13 protein-coding genes are annotated in these 20,943 nt (G+C 43.7%); 2 read left to right on the forward strand and 11 right to left on the reverse strand.

The window, feature by feature from the left end:
- Position 1: 1 nt before the first annotated feature.
- Together NQ541_RS10800 and NQ541_RS10805 are read left to right on the forward strand one after the other, a co-directional pair.
- On the forward strand, positions 2 to 712 hold the full coding sequence (locus NQ541_RS10800) for a response regulator (protein WP_005609013.1): 711 nt from the start codon (positions 2 to 4) through the stop codon (positions 710 to 712).
- A 109-nt stretch (positions 713 to 821) separates the two neighbouring features.
- On the forward strand, positions 822 to 965 hold the full coding sequence (locus NQ541_RS10805; RefSeq protein WP_005609015.1) for a hypothetical protein: 144 nt from the start codon (positions 822 to 824) through the stop codon (positions 963 to 965).
- Between the two features lie 140 nt (positions 966 to 1,105).
- On the opposite strand, the gene NQ541_RS10810 is transcribed toward NQ541_RS10805, so the two are convergent.
- From NQ541_RS10810 to rplL, 11 genes are all read right to left on the reverse strand, one after another.
- A complete protein-coding gene (locus NQ541_RS10810) occupies positions 1,106 to 1,828 on the reverse strand; it encodes a DUF6553 family protein (RefSeq protein ID WP_005609017.1) in 723 nt (240 codons plus the stop codon).
- A 45-nt stretch (positions 1,829 to 1,873) separates the two neighbouring features.
- The gene (locus NQ541_RS10815) at positions 1,874 to 2,887 is read right to left on the reverse strand and encodes a galactose ABC transporter substrate-binding protein (RefSeq protein WP_023920786.1); all 1,014 of its coding nucleotides are present in this window, start codon (positions 2,885 to 2,887) and stop codon (positions 1,874 to 1,876) included.
- Positions 2,888 to 2,906: 19 nt separating this feature from the next.
- Positions 2,907 to 3,881: a sugar ABC transporter substrate-binding protein gene (locus tag NQ541_RS10820; protein WP_005609022.1), complete on the reverse strand. Its 975-nt coding sequence runs from the start codon at positions 3,879 to 3,881 to the stop codon at positions 2,907 to 2,909.
- Positions 3,865 to 5,700 (reverse strand): cache domain-containing sensor histidine kinase, encoded by a 1,836-nt coding sequence (locus tag NQ541_RS10825; protein ID WP_044940014.1) that lies wholly within the window; start codon positions 5,698 to 5,700, stop codon positions 3,865 to 3,867. The genes NQ541_RS10820 and NQ541_RS10825 overlap by 17 nt, the downstream gene beginning before the upstream one ends.
- A 136-nt stretch (positions 5,701 to 5,836) precedes the next feature.
- Positions 5,837 to 7,432, reverse strand: coding sequence for a response regulator (locus NQ541_RS10830; protein WP_005609024.1), 1,596 nt, complete (start codon positions 7,430 to 7,432; stop codon positions 5,837 to 5,839).
- A 211-nt stretch (positions 7,433 to 7,643) separates the two neighbouring features.
- Entirely contained in the window at positions 7,644 to 9,296 is a 1,653-nt protein-coding gene (locus NQ541_RS10835) for a galactose/methyl galactoside ABC transporter permease MglC (protein WP_005609026.1), read from the reverse strand.
- Between the two features lie 18 nt (positions 9,297 to 9,314).
- Entirely contained in the window at positions 9,315 to 10,823 is a 1,509-nt protein-coding gene (locus tag NQ541_RS10840; RefSeq protein WP_023920782.1) for a sugar ABC transporter ATP-binding protein, read from the reverse strand.
- A gap of 89 nt (positions 10,824 to 10,912) precedes the next feature.
- Complete coding sequence (locus NQ541_RS10845; RefSeq protein WP_023920780.1) at positions 10,913 to 12,184, reverse strand: substrate-binding domain-containing protein; 1,272 nt, start codon at positions 12,182 to 12,184, stop codon at positions 10,913 to 10,915.
- 379 nt (positions 12,185 to 12,563) lie between these two features.
- Positions 12,564 to 16,280 carry a DNA-directed RNA polymerase subunit beta' gene (gene rpoC / locus NQ541_RS10850; protein WP_005609029.1) on the reverse strand — a complete coding sequence of 1,239 codons (3,717 nt, stop codon included), beginning with the start codon at positions 16,278 to 16,280 and terminating at the stop codon, positions 12,564 to 12,566.
- Positions 16,281 to 16,298: 18 nt separating this feature from the next.
- The gene (rpoB, locus tag NQ541_RS10855; protein ID WP_005609031.1) at positions 16,299 to 20,162 is read right to left on the reverse strand and encodes a DNA-directed RNA polymerase subunit beta; all 3,864 of its coding nucleotides are present in this window, start codon (positions 20,160 to 20,162) and stop codon (positions 16,299 to 16,301) included.
- 332 nt (positions 20,163 to 20,494) lie between these two features.
- Positions 20,495 to 20,866 carry a 50S ribosomal protein L7/L12 gene (gene rplL / locus NQ541_RS10860; protein WP_005609034.1) on the reverse strand — a complete coding sequence of 124 codons (372 nt, stop codon included), beginning with the start codon at positions 20,864 to 20,866 and terminating at the stop codon, positions 20,495 to 20,497.
- Between the last annotated feature and the right edge of the window lie 77 nt (positions 20,867 to 20,943).

A 20,943-nucleotide genomic window follows, 5' to 3' on the forward strand; every position in this document is an offset into this window, starting at 1 on the left:
AATGCCTAAATTTTCGATACTGATTATTGAAGATGAAAAAAATATCCAGACTTTTATGCGTAAAATCCTGATCCGTCATGACTACCGGGTCCTTTGTGCCGATACCGGTACGGAAGGGTTAAGTCTCATCCGTTCTCAATGTCCTGATCTTGTCCTTCTTGATCTCGGACTTCCCGATATGAACGGAAATCAGATCATCCGGGATGTGCGGACATGGTCGAGTATCCCCATCATCGTGATCTCCGCCAGAAGTGCGGAACGCGAAAAGGTGCAGGCTCTTGACCTTGGTGCTGATGATTACATAACCAAACCTTTCGGTACTTCCGAACTGCTTGCCAGGATCCGTACCTCCCTGCGGCACAGCAACCGGATGCATACTGATCAGGAGTTATATATCAAAGCCTACAGACATGACAAAATGACACTGGATTTTTCCAAAAGGCTGCTCACCCTGGAGGATGAACCCGTTCATCTGACACCTGTTGAGTATAAGATTGTTGCCTATCTGGCACAAAATTCTGGAAAGGTTGTTACTTATGCCTCGATCCTTTCCAATGTCTGGGGACCTTATGCAGATGATGACAATAAAATCCTGCGTGTAAATATGGCGAATATCCGTCGCAAAATTGAGCTTGATCCTGCCCAGCCACATTATATCTTTACAGAAGTCGGTGTCGGCTACCGCATGGCAGAAGATGACGGGCAGGTCTGATATCAGGCCTGCTAAAATTATGCTAAAAAGACTTTCTTTTTATTCCTTTTCACATTCTTTTTTTCTAAAATAGACACTGTTCAGAATACAAAAAGGAGTGTGCAACATTATGAATATCGGCTTAATTTTACTTATGATTATCGGTGGGGCTGTCGGTGTCTTCTCTACACTTTACATCCTGGTTTCTTTACCTGCGACCATCATCTTTAAGATAATCCGCAAGGTGAGTCATGGTACGCCACTGATGATGTAAACAGCTTATATTAATTAACAATACCAGATACCTCTTTCCTATTTCCCCGGAGCAATTCATTTTCACGAGAAAAACGGTTTCATAATGGACTTGGGTTCATAAATAACTTTATTTCGCAAGAAACTCATTTCCATGACGGATTATTTTTTCAGAAAATGTTCTCTCTGGGGATATTCCTGTCTGAAGGCAGCAAGAGCTGCTTTTTGAAGCAGTTCAAACTCCTTATCCATATGCAGCATATGTGGAGCGGCAAATGCGATCATACTGATCTGATCGGCAATTTTCTTTGCCACACTTTCTTCTGATAACTGTCCCATTCCAAATACGATTGAAGTGAATCCTCTTCCTTTCCGGCTTACATCAATCAGCTTTAGAAAAGCATTTTTCAGTTCCTGCAGTAACAGTTCCTGTTCCCATACATTTCGCTTCTCTGCATCAAATAAGCAAAGCTTCGTAATAATTTCTATTGCAAGCTTTCTCTTTTGCCCGCCAAGATCTACAGAGCCTCCTTCTGCAATATATTTTAATTCCATAAGACTTCCTACAAATGCATCTTTTTTTGGTCTTCTCTTCCCGTATCTTGCAATCCACAGCTTTTCCATAAACCGGATTTCCGCGGTAGTTCTATCTGCATTTTCACCAATGTTTCTTACTTCTTCCCTCTCTTTGAGCATCTGCTGCCTTTTTACTGCATCCAGCTCCTGATAAAATGCCTCTCTCCACAATTTCTCTTCTCGGTCTTCCTGTCTGTCAGTTTCCAGTCCGGTTCTTCTTTCCAGACCATTTCTTCCTTCCTGCCCATTTCTTCCTTCCTGCCCGATATTCTTTTCTCTGTGTTCTTCTTTCTTTTCTCTGTCCTGCATTTTCTTCTCCGTCTTCTACTTATATTTCTGTTTTCCTAAAAAGATCTATTTCTCTAAAAATTCATCTACATTCCCGGTTTCTACTTTCTGATATAAAGACATATAGTATCTTCCATCTTTCAGTTTATGCTTACTGATATCATTTCCTTTAAAAAGATCAACAGCAAGCCGGGCTATCTCTCCTGCCTGGTCTACATTATCGTTGTATACTGTTCCCTGCATTGTTCCTTCTTTTACTGCCTCCAGTGCATCCTCCAGTCCGTCTATTCCGAAAATAACCGGTCTTTGTTCCTGACTGTATCCTGCATTTTTATATGCCTCTACTGCACCAAGTGCCATCTCATCGTTATTGGATATAACCAATTCGATCTCGGTCCCATAATGGTCGATCAACTGGCTCATACGATTCTCTGCCTGCCCCCTGTTCCAGTCTGCGAACTGATAACTTAATTTTTCAAGCTCTATGCCATTCTCAATCAGCGTTTTTACCGAGCAGTCCGTCCGGCTGATAGCATCCTGGTGTCCCGCTTCTCCCTCTAAGAGTACATACTGGATCTTGCCATCCTGATTCTTATCTGCTCCCGGATGAGCTTTCAGATAATCTGCTGCAATTTCTCCCTGCATTTCTCCCGACTGCTTTGCATCGCACCCTACATAGTACAGTTGATCCCACTGCATCAGATCTTCTTTTACAGGTTCTCTGTTAAAAAAGATCACCGGAATCTTTTCCTGTCTTGCTGCTTTGATGATATCTGACGGTGCGGTTCTGTCAACTAGATTCACGCACAGCACATCACACCCTGCTGCAATCATTTCTTCCACCAGTTCATCTTGGTCTCTCTGATCATTATCACCATTCTTTACAGAAACAAGAATCTTCATATCTTTTGACTCTTTTAATTTGAGATCCTCCCGGATCTGCTCTGTCATGGTATTGATAAAAGGATCGTCCTGTGTATACGTCACAATGCCTACCCTCAGTGTCCGGTCTGAGGTATTTTCTTTTTTTCCACACCCCGGAAATGACAGAGCAAGAACGGACACCGTCAGAAATATCATTGCTTTTCTTCTCTTTTTTCTACTCATAAGAATACAAAAACCTTTCTATATCTTCCGAAAATAAATCTTTTTTGTAAACTACCTGTATTTCTGTTTCATGACTTTCCATCTGATACCAGGAATTTTTTAACTTACTGGCAATCTCATTCATGCTTTCATATCCGACCTCATACAGATCCGGCACGATCAGGCATTGTATCTTTCCTGCATCCAACAGCGAAAAGGCTTTGATACTTGTCCCAATCCCGTAAATTTCTGCTCCGCTATAGAACCCATTTTCTGCCTTTTCTCCTACTTCATCCAGAATATATGGATCGAGGACTGCCAGATAATCTACTTTTTCTTTCGCTTTCAATATTTCACCGGCATCTTCCTTGCTCTCCTGATTATACTTCCATATGATCCTGCCACCTCCGGCTTCCATCACCTCACAGAATCCTCTGACACGGTTCCTGCTTTCTTCAGTCCTTGCATTTCCTGCTACAACTCCGATTCGCTTTCCATTCATAAGACCGGATGTATTTTTCAACATCTGCTCTGCCAGTTCCTGCCCCATTTTATAGTTATCCGGCTTGACTGTTACAAATGAAGAGGCGGCATCCGCTTCATAACTGTAAATATCCTGCGTGATCAGCACAAACGGTTTCGTTCCCTGCAACTGCTCTAAAACCTGCTTCGTATCCTGTCCCGGAGCAGGGTTGATAATAAATGCATCTACGTCATTCTCCAACTGCTCCCGGATCATCTCCTGCTCATCCTCAGAGCTTTCCTGTTCGTCCGTATTACAGATAATCAGCGACAGATTCTGGACTTTGGCCGCCTGCTTCATTCCGTTAAGCAGGCTGTCCCATCTCTTGTCTCCTGAATTTTCTACGATCACCGCCACTTTTTTAGGTGGCACATCTCCATGAAAGATACTGTAGAAAAAATAGGCTGCAAGAACCGCAAGCAACGCTTCTGCTATCAGGAAAGTTATTTTATTTCTTTTCGTCATATGCTTCTCCTTTCCTGTAAGTCTGTTCCTCCAGTTTTTTTCTGTTCTCTTCTGAAAATGGGATTGCAGGAATATGGATTACAACTTCCGTTCCCTCGTCTGGCTCACTGTATATTTTCAAACCATATTCTTTTCCATACATAAGCTGGATTCTTGTATGTACATTGATCAGTCCCACGCCCGAACCATGCTTTGGTACCTTTCCATTATCCAAAAGAAGATTCTCTACAATCTCCTCACTCATTCCCATTCCATTATCAATAACAGAAATATAAATATCATTTCCGTCCTTTTTTCCTTTGACTGTGATCTTTCCGCCGTCATCTTCGTCCATATTTCCTACTCCGTAATAAATGGCATTTTCCAGAATTGGCTGGATGATCAGCTTAATCGTACAATATTCTTTTATCTCTTCCTCTATAAGGAACTCTGTCTCAAAACGGTCTTTGTAACGAACTTTCTGAATATTCATGTAACTTGTGCTATGTTGCAGCTCATCTGCGATTCTGATGACGGTTCTTCCCTTCGACAGACTAATCCTGAGCAGCTTCGCAAGCTCTGATATCATAAAGACTGCTTCTTCATTTTTGTTAGCCTCTACCATCCATGTGATTGATTCCAGCGTATTATACAGGAAATGTGGATTGATCTGACTCTGCAGGGCATCCATCTCACTTTTCCGCTTTTCATTCTGCTGCCGGATGATTTCTTCCATCAGGACTTCTATCTGCTCATAGGATTTTTTCACAGAATACCCAAGGTGTCTGATCTCAGAGAATCCTCCAATATAAATATCTTTTGTCTTTCCCGTCTCGTAAGCTTTTACAGATTCATTCAGTTTAAAAATCGGATTTGATATTTTCCTTGCTACAATGCGGTTCACTCCCAGAAGCATCATGAAGAAAATGAGAGTCGTCACGACAATATAATACCGGAACTGCTGAATTTTGGATGTCTGAACACTGTCAGGAACTACTCCTACCAGTCGCCAGCCCGTATAAGAAATACTTCCAACTACAACCGAGCCATTCCGCCCATTGACCGGCAGTTCATACGTCCCATCCTCATATTCTTTGATCTGTCCACTTTCCTCTGTCAGAAGTCCTCTGTCAATTTCTGCCTGTCTTGGATGATAAATCATTTCGCCATCCCGGTTGCAGAGATAATAATAGACTTCATCCGAAGACTGGTTGATACGTTCCAGAATTTCACGGATCATGGAATATTTCATATCCACCAGTAACACACCGCTTACCGGCTTCTCCCTATCGTTAATATCCACCGATCTGCTCAGAGAAATGACCCAGTAATACCGATACGTTCCATCCTCGAACAGATTCTGGATATGTGGGGAGGAAAAATGAATATTTTCAATCTCATCCGCTGCATTCCGATACCAGTCCTGCTGTGCTGCCCCGGCATCCGCTTTCTCGTTGACAAGTGGTTCTGCCGCCACCAGATTGCCTTCATTATCATACAGTGCCATGCTCTGGATCTTGTCTGTATTAATCTCATAAAGCAGACTGAACTGACGTTCAAATTCCTGACTGGATATATCATATTCCTGAATGATATTATAATTGACTGCATTGGAAATCTGTCTGACGTTCAATAAATCTGCCTCCAGCCTGTCCACCGCACTCTCCACAACACTTTCCGTGTTCGCAACCGCTGTCTGCCGGATTGCCATTTTAAATCTGCTGTAGATCAGGAATCCCATCAGAACCGTGGTTACGATCGTCAGTGCAGTAAGTACAGCCATAATAATTGACTGAATATCCCAACTGATAAACCTTCCCCGACAAAACCATCTCTGCATCCGCAATTTTATTGAATATCCATAATTTTCCTTTCTCTTCGTATCGTTTCTCTTCACTTCGATCCCCTTTTACCACTTCATTCTGCTTTTTCTTATCTCATTTCTTATGTGATGTCGGGGTCAAAAGCCCCCGACTTTAATGCTCCGTCCGATACTTGGATGGTGACATCCCAAACCGTTTCTTAAAGACATAACTGAAATAGTTTGCATCCTGATATCCCACACGTTCCGCAATTTTATAGCTCTTCTCATTGGTTTCAAGCATAAGATCTGCTGCATGATCCATTCTGTAATCTGTCAGCCAGGAAATAAATGTCTTTCCCGTTTCCTTTTTAAAAAGTGATGAAAAATACGAATTTGATACTCCCAGCTCCGAACATACTGTATCCAGGGAAAGATCTGGCTGCATATACCGGTCTCTCACAATTCCTTTTGCCTCTTCCACGATACGTCTTGAAGTCGTATTTCTTGCATTTTTCAGTTCTTCACTGATCGCCACTGCTGAATTTACAAGCCAGCCCTTTAGGGTACTTTCATCCATCTCCGGCACTTTTTCATAAGGATTTTCTACCTCTGCACAATAATCTTTAAAGTCAATAAAATTATTTGCACAGAAACGATAAAATGCCCCAACCATCTCCATCGTTGCCAGCTTGTACTGGCTCACTGTCTTCGCATTCCGGTGCAGCTTTTCGATCTCACTCTGAGCTGCCTTCTCGATCTCTTCCCTGCTTCCAAGGTTGATCGTCTTGAATAAAGCATGCATCTTGGTATCCTCGGACTGAACCGAGATCTCCTGCTCTGTCGGAGCGATCTCACCAATGTTGATCGCCCTCTGTGTCCCGTACAGCACCCGGTAAGACACCGCTTCTCTCGCTCCTGCATACGACTGGTTGATCGTAAACAAACTGTCGCAGGCTCTTCCGATCCCGGCTGTCACAACCGCTCCCATCACTCTGTACGCCCATCTGCAAAATCTGTCGCAATCATCCGTAAACGCAACCGCTTCCTCTTCTGAATTTAATTCCATCACAAGCACTGTATTTCCAAGATAAGTAAACATCTGGCTTTTCCATTTCTCTGCGATCCTTTCCCGGATCTCCTGCTCTACCGACATGGATAACAGCAATGCATTCATCCCTTCCGGCACATGATGTTCGGAAGTATGAAAGACAGCACATCCAAAAAGTGGCCCTGTCATATGGATCTGATATGCTGCAAGAAATTTTTCACAATCTGCCTCCGTAATCCGTCCTTCGATCAATGAGATAAATAAATTGGTCTGAAACATCGGCAGTGATGCATTAAAATAATGCTCCAGCTTTTTTACATTCAACTTTTCTTCCCGTTCATTATCCAGCGTCTTTTTCAGCCTTTTCAGGCACTCCGACAATTCCTGGGAATTGATCGGCTTGAGCATATACTCTTCAATCTCCAGATGAACGGCTTCTTTGGCATATTCAAATTCATCAAATCCGGTAAAAATAATAATATGAATATTCTGATAGTCCTCATTCAGGGCTCTCGCCAGTTCCAGTCCGTCCATATAAGGCATTTTTATATCTGTGATCACTACATCCGGCTGTAGCCGCTCCACAAGTTCCAGTGCTTTTACCCCGTTATTCGCACTGCCGATCACTTCAAATCCAAGCGTTTCCCATTCCAGTTTGAGTCTGATCGCCTCTATTGCTTCTTCTTCATCATCAACAAGAAGTACTTTATACTTATCCATTTTCAGTTCCTTTCTTCCTTTCCCTAACTGCCTCTTATTATAGCAAAGAACCGTTCCATACTGAATCCCCTGATTAAAAAGAATTTATCCCTGCCCGTTCCGGGATTAAAAAAGCCGCCCCGGTCAATTTTCATCTGACCGGAACGGCTCACTGGTCAGATATTCTCTGCCAGTTTCATTTTTACATGATCGTCCTCTCTGCTACCGTTGCTTATTTCTTCTGTACATATTTCAGACAGTCAAGAGTTACAGCGGCAAGAATGATGATACCTTCAAAGATGAACTGAAGGTTTGTATCAATACCAAGAATTGTAAGAGAGTATGTAAGGGATGTAAAGATCAATACACCGGTTACAACACCTGAGATCTTACCAATACCACCTGTAAATGATACACCACCAACTACGCAGGCTGCAATGGCATCCATATCCCAGCCCTGTCCATAAGCAGCACTACCAGAACCAACCATTCTGTTACACTCAAGCCATGAACCAAATCCATAAAGGATACCAGCAAGGATAAATGCTCCAAGAGTTACTTTAAATACTGAAATACCTGAAACTGCTGCTGCCTCCGGGTTTCCACCTACAGCGTACAGATTCTTACCAAATGTTGTCTTGTTCCAGATAAACCATACAACTACAATTGCTACAACTGCCCAAAGAATGATCGTCGGGAAACTACCAATCTGTGGAATAAACATATTCGGGATCGCTGCATCGATCGCACCGAAAGATACACCCTTTGTTGCATAAGTTACAAGACCGAAGATGATCAGCATGTTCGCCATTGTGGAGATGAACGGATGCATCTTAAATCTTGCCATGAAAAATCCTGCGATACAGGAGAATACAGTCGTAAATAAAATACATACAAGCAAAGCAAGAATTGCTCTGGTTGCTGCCGGCATATTAGAGAAATCAAAAATATGTCCGAACACACTACCTGTATTAATTCCATTGTGCATGATAATCGTTGCTGTAACCATACCCATACCAACCATACGTCCTACGGAAAGGTCAGTACCAGTTAAGAGGATCAGACCTGCAACACCAAGTGCCAGGAACATTCGAGGTGAAGCCTGCTGCAGGATGTTCAGGATATTCGTGTATGTGAACAGCTGCGTATTCTTAACGATTGGTGTAATGATACATAATGCAATAAAGATCAGGATAATTACAATATACAGACCATTCTTATACAGGAACTGTGCTGTATTGAATGTGTATTTGTAGTTCTCAAATCTCTGTGCCATTTTCTGTCCGAATGTATATTTTGACATACGGAGCAGATCGATCAGGTGATATTTATGAGCAAATGCATCATGTCTTCTGTCCTTGATCTCCTGCAGTTTTGACTCGTGAGCCATCTCAGCATCGAAAAGCTTGTTCTTATATACATACTTTTCATCTTTGATATCTTCAGCAGCAGAAAGCTTTTTCAGGTTCTGCTCATGCTCTGTCTTGATCGTGGCACGTACCTTTTCGTACTCTTCATTTTCAATCGCTTTTTCTGCCGCACAGCTTGCAGCTACTTTGTCATAGTAATCTTTATCATAATGCTGTGCGAGATAATCTTCTGCCTCTTTTACTAATTTGGCAACTTTATCTTTATTTGATGCTTCTACGGCTTTTGCCTTTTCAAGGTCTGCCTTATCCTTTGCAATCATTCTGTCTCTTTCGTCTTTTGACAGATTTTTGTCTTCTTTTGCGATGGCAATATGATTTTTCAGGCTGCGGACTTTGTCAGATCCTTCTACACGAAGTTCATCAATCTGTGCCTGTATCTTTCCAACATATTCTTCAATCGGCTGTAAAAGCTTTTCTTCTGCATCAGCCGAAAGGATAGTACTTCTGTCTGCCATATCCAATGCTCCTCTCTCTTACAAATATTTCGCACTAAGTCTCAATAATTCTTCCTGATTCGTTTCTTTTGTATTTACAATTCCCGCAAGGTGTCCATTCGACATAACACCGATACGGTTTGTAATTCCAAGGATCTCAGGCATCTCAGATGAAACTACGATGATCGTCTTTCCCTGCTTTGCCATATTGATGATCAGTTCGTAAATCTCATATTTTGCACCTACGTCGATACCTCGGGTAGGATCATCCATCATGAAGATATTTGGAGAACGTTCCAGCCATTTTCCAAAAATTGCTTTCTGCTGGTTACCACCTGACAGGCTCGAGATCATATCATCCGGTCCCATACATTTTGTATGCATGACCTTGATCTCCTCAGCAGTTGCACGAACCATACTGTCATGAGACAGAGCAATTCCACTTTTATAATGATTCATATTTGCGATTGTCGTATTAAATGTAATATCTGCCTTGAGGAACAGTCCATTCGCTTTTCGTTCCTCAGTGATCAATGCAAATCCATGATCCATGGCATCTTTTGGTGACGAGAAATTCATCGTCTTTCCATTATAGATTACATTTCCTGCCGCTCTTGTACGCATTCCGAAGATCGTCTCAAGCAGCTCGGTACGTCCTGCACCAACCAGACCATACAGTCCGAAAATTTCACCTTTTCTGATATCAAAGGAAATATTCTGTAATTTCGGTGCATATTTTGTAGAAAGGTTCTGTACGGAAAGAACCGTCTCTCCAGGTGTATTGTCTACCGGAGGGAACCGGTTATCAAGAGAACGACCAACCATGGCTGAAATCAACTCATTCATATTGGTGTCTTTACTTTCCTTCGTCATAACCAGACTACCATCACGGAGAACTGAGATCTCATCACAGATCTCAAAAATCTCGTCCATCTTATGTGAGATATAGATCAGGGAAATACCCTGTGCCTTCAGTTGTCTCATCATCTTGAAAAGCTTGGCAACTTCCGGTGCTGTCAGTGATGAGGTTGGCTCATCCAGTACAATGATCTTGGAATTATAAGAGATTGCTTTTGCGATCTCACACATCTGACGCTTTGATACTGACATTCTCTTCATTGGCTGCGTCAGGTTGACAGTAATTCCAAGCTTTCTGAATAAGTCAGATGCTTCCTTTTTCATTCTTCCTTCATCGACAACCCCCAGTGAATTTTTCGGGTAACGACCAAGGAACAAATTGTCTATAACACTTCTTTCCAGACACTGGTTCAGCTCCTGATGAACCATTGCAACACCATTTTCAAGTGCTTCCTTAGGGCCAGAGAAATTTACCTCTTTGCCGTCTAATATTATAACCCCTTCGTCTTTCTGATACGTTCCGAAGAGACATTTCATCATCGTCGATTTTCCGGCACCATTCTCACCCATCAGTCCCATGATCGTTCCGGGCTTCACATTCAGGTCGATATGCTTCAGCACCTTATTTCTACCGAAGGATTTGCTCATGCCATTGATCGATAAGATATATTTGTTCTTATCCTCTGCCATATCTCTACTTCCTTTTCTTAGTAAAAGAAGGGTATCATTTTTATCTGACACCCCTCTGAGTTAAATCATTTTACTTTAAAACAATTAGTTTACTTTGAGAGAATTGATGTGTAAGATGATGCGTTATCTGTCTTAACCATGTTGATTGCAAATGCATCATACTCTCCTGGGTTTCCAAGACGATTTGTAATGTTGGACTCTGTCTGTCCATCACCACCGATGTAATCTACTTTCAGGTTCAGGAGGTCATCATAGTTCTGCAGCAGTGGCTGATATGTAGAACTTAAGAAGTTATCTGAAGCATTGTAGATATCAAGCCATACTTTCTTAGATGGACTCTTGCTCTCATCCAACTGGTTAGAAACTTTGTCGTAAACCTTTGTGGAATCTGTGAAGTCCTGATAGTTATCTGCTGTTACAGCTACGTTCAATGCGTAGTAGGATCTCTCTTCCTCACTGTATCTGTAATCTTCACCCTCTGTCAGGCAGTTTCCTGCATCATCAGGAGTTCCGATACCTGTATCAACATCTACACCATCCAGTGCATTACGAAGTACTCTCAGTGTCAGGTAAGCCTGTACGTCTGCATGCTGGGAAATTGTTCCGCCGTATCCTTCTGCGATTGCTGCAACTGCATCACTATTTGCATCATATCCGAATGTAGGAACTTTGTTGTCTTTTGCCCATGCATTGAACATTGACATTCCCATACCATCATTATTAGAAACAACTACATCAATCTGATCTCCAAAGGAAGCTGTCCATGTTCCGATTGCGTTACCTGCTGTAGCAGCATCCCATGTAGCTCCTGCGGAGTTCTTCATCTCCTGAGAAGCAAGCTCACGGATTGTATATTTCTTTCCGTCAACTTCGATCGTTGCATCCTGTACAACCTTGGATGATCCATCTACGTTTGTTCCTGCCGGTGTAGAATCAACAGTTCCGCTTGCCTCTACGCCTGTTCCAAGAGCGGAACGGACACCACGTGTACGTGCGATAGAATCGTTATGTCCGATATCTCCAATTGCAAGAACGTATCCGATCACACCGTCTCCGTTACGGTCCATCTTAGCTGCGTTCTCTTTGATATAATCAAGTACCATCTCGCCCTGAAGTTCAGCACCCTGATTAGCATCGAATCCTACATAATATGTATCATCGTTGAAGCTGAGTGCTTCTTTGTCAAGCTCTCCTGTTGAGCTGTTGGATGGCTGACGGTTGAACCAGCAAAGCGGCTTGTCTTTATTTGCTACGCCACTGTCTGATCCTTTTGAATCTCCACCACCTGATGAACCACATCCGACCATTGAGAAAGCAAGTGTTGCCACAGCTAATGCAGCTAAAAATCTTTTCTTATTCATAATTACATGTCCTCCTATTTTTAGATTTTCGTCTTGCTTCATTGACTAAGCTTATTATAAGCATCTCTTTCCTTTGAAAGAATAGAATATTTTTGGATTTTTTATTAAAATTTTTATGATTCATTGATTTTTTATATATATATTTAACAGTATTATTAATATTTTTTAGATTCAGGAAGTGGTTTTATGTATCTTTCCGATATTTTCTTTCTGATATTCGACATTTTTCTGCCAATTTTGCACATTTCCCTTCCAGCGATTCACCTGTCAGAAAAACACTTCGTATTCCCCTCAACGAAAAAACCTGCTGCTCCTCTGCCCGAAAGCAGGGGAACAACAGGTTCCTTATAATTTTTATTCAGAGAGTTTCCTGTAATGCTTATTCTTCAGTCGTATCTGCTTTTTCTGATACTTCCTCTGCGGCATCACTTTCTCCGGCTGTCTCTTCTGTATTTTCAAGATCAATCTCTTCGTTCAGATCCAGATCTGCATCTAAATCTTCCAGGCTGATCTCATCATCAAGATCCAGTTCATCTTCCATCTGAAGATCTGTATTTAATTTTACATCACGGTACTTCTTCATACCTGTTCCGGCAGGAATATGCTTACCGATGATAACGTTCTCCTTCAGACCTACAAGGTGGTCAACTTTACCCTTGATTGCTGCCTCTGTCAGAACCTTTGTTGTCTCCTGGAAAGAAGCGGCTGAAAGGAAGGATTCTGTAGCAAGAGATGCCTTGGTGATACCAAGCATGATCTGCTCACCGGTAGCCGGCTCTTTTCCTTCTGCAACAAGCTGCTCGTTGACTTCCTCGAATTCAAGGACGTCTACCATTGTTCCCGGCAGGAACTCTGTATCACCCTTCTCCTCGATTCGGATCTTCTTCAGCATCTGACGAACGATGACCTCGATATGCTTATCATTGATCTCAACACCCTGCAGACGGTATACACGCTGTACTTCCTGAAGCATGTAGTCCTGTGCTGCACGAAGGCCTTTGATCTTCAGGATGTCATGTGGATTTACACTACCTTCTGTAAGCTCATCTCCGGCACCGAGCATTGCTCCGTCCTGGATCTTAATACGAGATCCATAAGGGATAAGGTAAGCTTTTGATTCGCCTGTCTCTTCATTTGTAACAATAACTTCACGCTTTTTCTTTGTATCACTGATCGTTGCACGTCCGGCAAACTCTGTGATGATTGCAAGTCCCTTCGGCTTTCTTGCCTCAAAAAGCTCCTCGACACGAGGAAGACCCTGAGTGATATCGTCTCCGGCAACTCCACCGTTATGGAATGTACGCATGGTAAGCTGTGTACCTGGCTCTCCGATGGACTGTGCTGCCATAATTCCGACTGCCTCACCAACCTGTACGGCTTCTCCTGTTGCCATGTTCGCACCATAACATCTGGAGCATACACCACTCTTACACTTACAGGTAAGGATTGTACGGATCTTAACCTGCTCAAGTGCATTTCCGTTCTCGTCAACGCCCTTCTTCATCACACGCTCAGCACGGCGTGGAGTAATCATATGGTTTGCCTTTACAATGACATTACCATCTTTATCTTTAATGTCTTCTGCAGAGAAACGTCCTGTAATACGTTCCTGAAGACTTTCGATCTCTTCATTTCCATCCATGAATGCAGATACATACATTCCCGGAATCGGCTGACCCGGTTTTACGCAGTCTGTATCGTGAATGATCAGTTCCTGTGATACGTCTACAAGACGTCTTGTCAGGTATCCTGAATCGGCTGTACGAAGAGCAGTATCTGCCATTCCCTTTCTGGCTCCGTGGGCAGACATGAAATACTCCAGTACGTCAAGACCTTCACGGAAGTTTGACTTGATAGGCAGCTCGATCGTACGACCGGTTGTATCAGCCATCAGTCCACGCATACCGGCAAGCTGCTTGATCTGCTTATCAGATCCACGGGCTCCTGAGTCTGCCATCATGAAGATATTATTATACTTATCAAGACCTGTCAGCAGTGCCTCTGTCAGCATATCATCGGTTGCTTTCCATGTCTCAACAACTTCTTTATAACGCTCTTCCTCTGTGATAAGACCACGCTTGTAGTTCTTTGTAATACGGTCTACAGTTTCCTGAGCTTTTGCGATCATCTCAGGCTTCTGCGGTGGTACAGTCATATCGGAAATCGATACAGTCATTGCCGCTCTTGTAGAGAACTTATATCCGATGGCTTTTACATCATCCAGTACTTCTGCAGTTGCTGTAGCCCCATGTGTATTGATTACTTTCTCAAGGATCTGCTTGAGCTGCTTCTTACCAACATGGAAGTCGATCTCCATCTTCAGTTCATTTCCCTCAACCTCACGGTCTACGAAACCAAGATCCTGAGGAATGATCTCATTAAAGAGAAGACGTCCCAGTGTTGCATCAATAATTCCGGTCATCTCTTCTCCATTTGGAAGAGTCTTTGCCACACGCACCTTGATCTGTGAGTGCAGTGTGATATATCCATTCTCATAAGCAAGAATTGCCTCGTTCACGCTCTTGAAGAACATGCCCTCGCCCTTTGATCCCGGTCTTAACTGAGTCAGATAGTAAATACCAAGTACCATATCCTGTGAAGGAACAGCTACCGGACCACCATCAGACGGCTTCAGCAGGTTGTTCGGTGAAAGGAGCAGGAAACGGCACTCTGCCTGTGCTTCCTGTGACAGTGGTACATGGACAGCCATCTGGTCTCCATCGAAGTCGGCATTGTAAGCCGTACATACCAGCGGATGAAGCTTGATCGCCTTACCTTCTACAAGGATCGGCTCAAATGCCTGGATACCAAGTCTGTGCAGTGTGGGGGCACGGTTCAGCATAACCGGATGCTCCTTGATCACATCTTCAAGCACATCCCATACCTCCGGCTGAAGTCTCTCAACCATCTTCTTTGCATTTTTAATATTATGTGCTGTTCCGTTTGCTACAAGTTCTTTCATAACAAATGGTTTGAACAGCTCGATTGCCATCTCTTTCGGCAGACCACACTGATAGATCTTCAGTTCCGGTCCAACGACGATAACAGAACGTCCTGAATAGTCAACACGCTTACCAAGCAGGTTCTGACGGAAACGTCCGGACTTACCTTTCAGCATATCAGACAGAGACTTCAATGCTCTGTTACCAGGTCCTGTTACCGGGCGTCCACGACGGCCGTTGTCGATCAGTGCGTCAACAGCTTCCTGAAGCATACGCTTCTCGTTTCTTACGATAATGTCCGGTGCTCCCAGCTCAAGGAGTCTCTTCAGACGGTTATTTCTGTTGATGATCCTTCTGTACAGATCATTCAGGTCAGATGTAGCGAAACGTCCACCATCAAGCTGTACCATAGGACGCAGATCCGGTGGGATAACCGGGATTGCTGTAAGGATCATCCACTCCGGTCTGTTGCCGGACTCGCGGAATGCTTCTACAACTTCCAGACGCTTTACGATTCTCGCACGTTTCTGTCCTGTCGCATTCTCCAGTCCTGCCTGAAGTTCTGCATATTCCTTCTCAAGGTCGATGGACTCAAGAAGTTCCTTAATGGATTCTGCACCCATCCCTACACGGAATGCATTTCTTCCATATTTTTCTTTTGCTTCCTGGTATTCTGCTTCAGAAAGCACCTGCTTGTAGGCAAGATTTGTCTCGCCTTTGTCAAGCACAATATAAGAAGCGAAATACAGGACTCTCTCCAGAGTTCTCGGAGAGATATCAAGGATCAGACCCATACGGCTCGGGATGCCCTTGAAATACCAGATATGCGATACCGGTGCCGCCAGAGCGATATGACCCATACGCTCACGGCGGACACTTGCCTTTGTTACCTCAACACCACAGCGGTCGCACACGACACCTTTATAACGGATCTTTTTGTACTTTCCACAGTGGCACTCCCAGTCTTTACTTGGTCCGAAGATTCTCTCACAGAAAAGTCCGTCTTTTTCCGGTTTCAGTGTTCTGTAGTTGATTGTCTCCGGCTTCGTAACCTCACCTTTTGACCATTCCATGATCTTTTCAGGTGAAGCCAGGCCGATCTTTATCGCATCAAATGTTAACGGTTCGTATTGTTGTTCATTGTTATTTGGCATAAAAACGGCTCCTCCTTATTATTCCTCACCCAGGTAGTCATCATCAAAACTTAAGTTCTCAAGATCGCTGTCGTCCGGGTCTTCCTCTTCCGGCTCTACGTTCTCAAGTTCCTCACCAACAAATTCCTGCTCCGTAAATCCATGATCTCTGAACGATTCATTTTCATCACGGTATCTTCTGTCTCCCTCGATGATATGACGCAGATCTGTCTCGCCATAATCAACACTCTCCATGATCTTGACCTCTGTATTGTCATCACGTAATACGCGGACATCCAGTGCAAGAGACTGAAGTTCTTTCAGGAGAACCTTGAAGGATTCAGGAACACCCGGTTCAGGAATATTTTCTCCTTTGATGATTGCCTCGTAAGTCTTCACACGTCCTACAACGTCGTCCGACTTCACTGTCAGGATCTCCTGCAGTGTATAAGATGCACCATAAGCCTCCAATGCCCATACCTCCATCTCTCCGAAACGCTGTCCACCGAACTGGGCTTTTCCTCCCAGCGGCTGCTGCGTTACAAGAGAGTAAGGACCTGTAGAACGTGCATGGATCTTATCATCTACCAGGTGATGCAGCTTCAGGTAATGCATATGTCCAATCGTTACCGGACTGTCGAAGTACTCTCCGGTACGTCCGTCACGCAGACGAACCTTTCCGTCTCTTGAAAGCGGCACACCTTTCCAAAGCTCTCTGTGGGCTCTATTCTCTGAAAGGAACTGCAGTACTTCCGGACGAAGCTCCTCACCATGCTTCTTTTCAAACTCTTCCCATTCAAGGTTTACATAATCATTTGCCAGATCCAGTGTATCCATGATGTCATTCTCGTTCGCACCTGCGAATACAGGAGTTGATACATTGAATCCCAGTGCTTTTGCTGCAAGACTTAAGTGGATCTCCAGCACCTGTCCGATGTTCATACGTGAAGGCACACCCAGCGGGTTCAGCACGATGTCCAGCGGGCGTCCGTTCGGAAGGAACGGCATATCTTCTACAGGAAGGACACGGGAAACGACACCCTTGTTACCATGTCGTCCGGCCATCTTATCACCAACAGAAATCTTTCTCTTCTGTGCAATATAGATACGGACTGCCTGATTTACTCCCGGAGACAGCTCATCACCATTCTCTCTGGTAAATACTTTGGCATCCACTACAATACCATATTCTCCATGAGGTACTTTCAGAGATGTATCTCTTACCTCACGTGCTTTCTCACCGAAGATTGCACGAAGCAGTCTCTCCTCGGCAGTCAGCTCTGTCTCTCCCTTTGGAGTTACCTTTCCGACAAGGATATCTCCGGCACGTACCTCTGCACCGATACGGATAATTCCTCTTTCATCCAGATCTTTCAGTGCATCATCACCGACACCCGGAATATCTCTCGTGATCTCTTCAGGTCCGAGCTTTGTATCTCTTGCTTCTGCTTCATACTCTTCAATATGAACGGATGTATAAACATCTTCCTGAACCAGTCTTTCACTTAAAAGAACGGCATCCTCGTAGTTATAACCTTCCCAGGTCATGAATCCGATCAACGGGTTCTTACCAAGAGCCATCTCTCCGCCGGATGTTGACGGTCCGTCAGCGATAACCTGTCCTGCTTCCACACGCTCACCCTTATCGACGATCGGTCTCTGGTTGTAGCAGTTACTCTGGTTACTTCTCTGGAATTTTGTCAGTTTGTATGTCTTCTTTGTTCCGTCATCATGGCGGATCGTGATGCTTGTGGATGTAGAACTTTCAACGACACCGGCCTGCTCTGCAACTTCAGCAACACCTGAGTCAACCGCAGATTTCACTTCCATACCTGTTCCGACTACCGGAGCTTCTGTCGTAAGAAGCGGTACTGCCTGACGCTGCATGTTGGATCCCATCAATGCACGGTTCGCATCGTCATTCTGAAGGAACGGAATCAGTGCAGTAGCCACGGAGAACACCTGCTTAGGTGATACGTCCATATAATCAAATTTATTTCTTTCGTAATCCTGTGTCTCCTCACGGTAACGACCGGATACGTTCTTATTAATGAAATGGCCTTCTTCATCAAGAGGAGTATTTGCCTGTGCTACATGGTAATTATCCTCTTCATCAGCAGTCATGTATACAACTTCATCTGTAACGACCGGATTCATCGGGTCAGACTTGTCAACCTTACGGTATGGAGCCTCAATAAATCCATATTCATTGATTCTTGCGTAACATGCAAGAGAGTTGATCAGACCGATGTTAGGACCCTCAGGAGTCTCGATCGGACACATTCTTCCATAATGGGAGTAGTGAACGTCACGAACCTCGAATCCGGCACGGTCTCTGGAAAGTCCTCCAGGACCAAGTGCTGACAGACGTCTCTTATGAGTCAGCTCACCAAGCGGGTTGTTCTGATCCATGAACTGGGACAACTGGGAAGATCCAAAGAACTCTTTCACCGCTGCAGTTACCGGCTTGATATTGATCAGGGACTGTGGTGAAATACCATCCTGATCCTGCGTTGTCATTCTTTCGCGGACAACTCTCTCCATTCTGGAAAGACCGATTCTGTACTGGTTCTGAAGAAGCTCTCCTACCGCACGGATACGTCTGTTACCCAGATGGTCGATATCATCATCATTACCCATGCCATACTCAAGATGCATATTGTAATTGATGGATGCAAGAATATCTTCTTTTGTAATGTGCTTCGGGATCAGGTCATGGAGATCTCTCTTGATCATCCTTTTCATCTCATCCACATCTCCTGCGGACTCTTCGATGATACCTGCAAGTACCGGGTAATAAACCTGCTCTGTCACTCCAACCTCTGCCGGATCAATATCGACAACAGACTGAAGATCTACCATCAGATTTGATAATACTTTAATATTTCTGGATTCGTCTTCTCCCTCTACCCAGATATACGGAGCTGCACTGTTCTGAATCATACCGGCAAGCTCACGGGTGATCTTTGTGCCTTTTTCCGCAACTACTTCACCTGTCACGGCACTGACCACATCTTCAGCGAGTACCTGACCTGTTACACGGTTCTTCAGGTTCAGTTTTTTATTGAATTTATAACGTCCGACCTTTGCGAGATCATAACGTCTCGGATCAAAGAACATACTCGTGATCAGGCTCTCTGCACTGTCCACTGCAAGCGGCTCACCCGGACGGATCTTCTTATACAGCTCTAACAGACCTTCCTGATAACTCTCGGAAGTATCCTTTGTGAAACTGGCAAGGATCTTTGGCTCTTCACCGAATAAATCGATGATCTCTGCATTGGTACCGATTCCAAGTGCACGGATCAGAACTGTGATCGGCACTTTTCTCGTACGGTCAACACGTACATAGAACACGTCATTGGAGTCTGTCTCATACTCAAGCCATGCACCACGGTTCGGAATCACGGTTGCGGAATAAAGCTTTTTACCAAACTTATCATGTGCGATTCCATAGTAGATACCAGGGGAACGCACGAGCTGGCTGACGATAACTCGCTCTGCACCATTGATAACAAATGTACCTGTCTTTGTCATCAGCGGAAGATCTCCCATAAAGATCTCATGCTCGTTGATCTCATCATTTTCCTTATTATAAAGCCTTACTCTGACCTTCAGAGGTGCCGCATAAGTTGCATCTCTCTCCTTACACTCATCGATCGTGTACTTTACATCATCTTCGCAGAGTGTAAAATCCACAAACTCCAGACTCAGATGACCACTGTAGTCAGCGATCGGGGAAATATCGTCGAATACCTCTTTGAGGCCTTCATCCAGAAACCACTTGTAGGAATCCTTCTGAACTTCAATGAGGTTGGGCATCTCCAATACTTCTTCCTGCCTGGAATAGCTCATGCGGAAGCTTTTTCCGGTTTTGATGGGACGAATTCTGTTTTTCTCCATTGACGTTTCACTCCTCATACATATATTGATTTTGCAGGCAATTATCTGCCTTTGTCGAGTTCCAGTATTTTATAAGCAGAAAGAGCCATGCGACAGTAAAAACCTGTACTATATGGCATACCTTTCCACAATAGCGCATTTTCTACTATATCACACAGCTCTTTTCATTGTCAACAAGATATTCATACTTTTTTACACTTTTTCTTGACTTTTTTCGACAGATATGATATCATGCCGATCTTTTTCAAATGATGAAAAGTATGGTTTTTAATCTAAAAGACCGCAGAAGCATTTTATCTTCTGCGGTCCACTGCATTCAGTTCCCGAAATAATTATTTCAGAGTAACTTCTGCTCCCTGCTCCTCAAGTTTAGCCTTAAGTTCCTCAGCCTCTGCCTTAGAAACAGCTTCCTTGATTACCTTCGGTGCTCCGTCAACAAGCTCTTTTGCTTCTTTCAGTCCAAGACCTGTTACTTCACGAACAACCTTGATAACTTTAACCTTAGAAGCTCCTGCAGATGTAAGCTCTACGTCGAACTCATCTTTCTCTGCTGCTCCAGCTCCGTCTGCTGCTGCTGCAACTACAACGCCTGCTGCTGCAGATACGCCGAATTCTTCTTCACATGCTTTTACAAGCTCGTTTAACTCTAATACTGATAACTCTTTGATCGCTTCGATCATTTCAGCTGTTGTCAATTTAGCCATTTTAAATATCCTCCATATTTTCTTAATTTAATCTTTTTGATCTTAGTGAGCTTCCGCTCATCCTGCTGCCTGTCTCC

The organism is [Ruminococcus] lactaris ATCC 29176, assembly GCF_025152405.1.
Classification (GTDB): domain Bacteria; phylum Bacillota; class Clostridia; order Lachnospirales; family Lachnospiraceae; genus Mediterraneibacter; species Mediterraneibacter lactaris.

Excerpts from the sequence above, each read along its gene's own strand:
- NQ541_RS10800 (WP_005609013.1), top strand. The coding sequence starts at position 2 with ATGCCTAAATTTTCGATACTGATTATTGAAGATGAAAAAAATATCCAG.
- NQ541_RS10805 (WP_005609015.1), top strand. The coding sequence starts at position 822 with ATGAATATCGGCTTAATTTTACTTATGATTATCGGTGGGGCTGTCGGT.
- NQ541_RS10810 (WP_005609017.1), bottom strand. The coding sequence starts at position 1,828 with ATGCAGGACAGAGAAAAGAAAGAAGAACACAGAGAAAAGAATATCGGG.
- NQ541_RS10815 (WP_023920786.1), bottom strand. The coding sequence starts at position 2,887 with ATGATATTTCTGACGGTGTCCGTTCTTGCTCTGTCATTTCCGGGGTGT.
- NQ541_RS10820 (WP_005609022.1), bottom strand. The coding sequence starts at position 3,881 with ATGACGAAAAGAAATAAAATAACTTTCCTGATAGCAGAAGCGTTGCTT.
- NQ541_RS10825 (WP_044940014.1), bottom strand. The coding sequence starts at position 5,700 with ATGCAGAGATGGTTTTGTCGGGGAAGGTTTATCAGTTGGGATATTCAG.
- NQ541_RS10830 (WP_005609024.1), bottom strand. The coding sequence starts at position 7,432 with ATGGATAAGTATAAAGTACTTCTTGTTGATGATGAAGAAGAAGCAATA.
- NQ541_RS10835 (WP_005609026.1), bottom strand. The coding sequence starts at position 9,296 with ATGGCAGACAGAAGTACTATCCTTTCGGCTGATGCAGAAGAAAAGCTT.
- NQ541_RS10840 (WP_023920782.1), bottom strand. The coding sequence starts at position 10,823 with ATGGCAGAGGATAAGAACAAATATATCTTATCGATCAATGGCATGAGC.
- NQ541_RS10845 (WP_023920780.1), bottom strand. The coding sequence starts at position 12,184 with ATGAATAAGAAAAGATTTTTAGCTGCATTAGCTGTGGCAACACTTGCT.
- rpoC (WP_005609029.1), bottom strand. The coding sequence starts at position 16,280 with ATGCCAAATAACAATGAACAACAATACGAACCGTTAACATTTGATGCG.
- rpoB (WP_005609031.1), bottom strand. The coding sequence starts at position 20,162 with ATGGAGAAAAACAGAATTCGTCCCATCAAAACCGGAAAAAGCTTCCGC.
- rplL (WP_005609034.1), bottom strand. The coding sequence starts at position 20,866 with ATGGCTAAATTGACAACAGCTGAAATGATCGAAGCGATCAAAGAGTTA.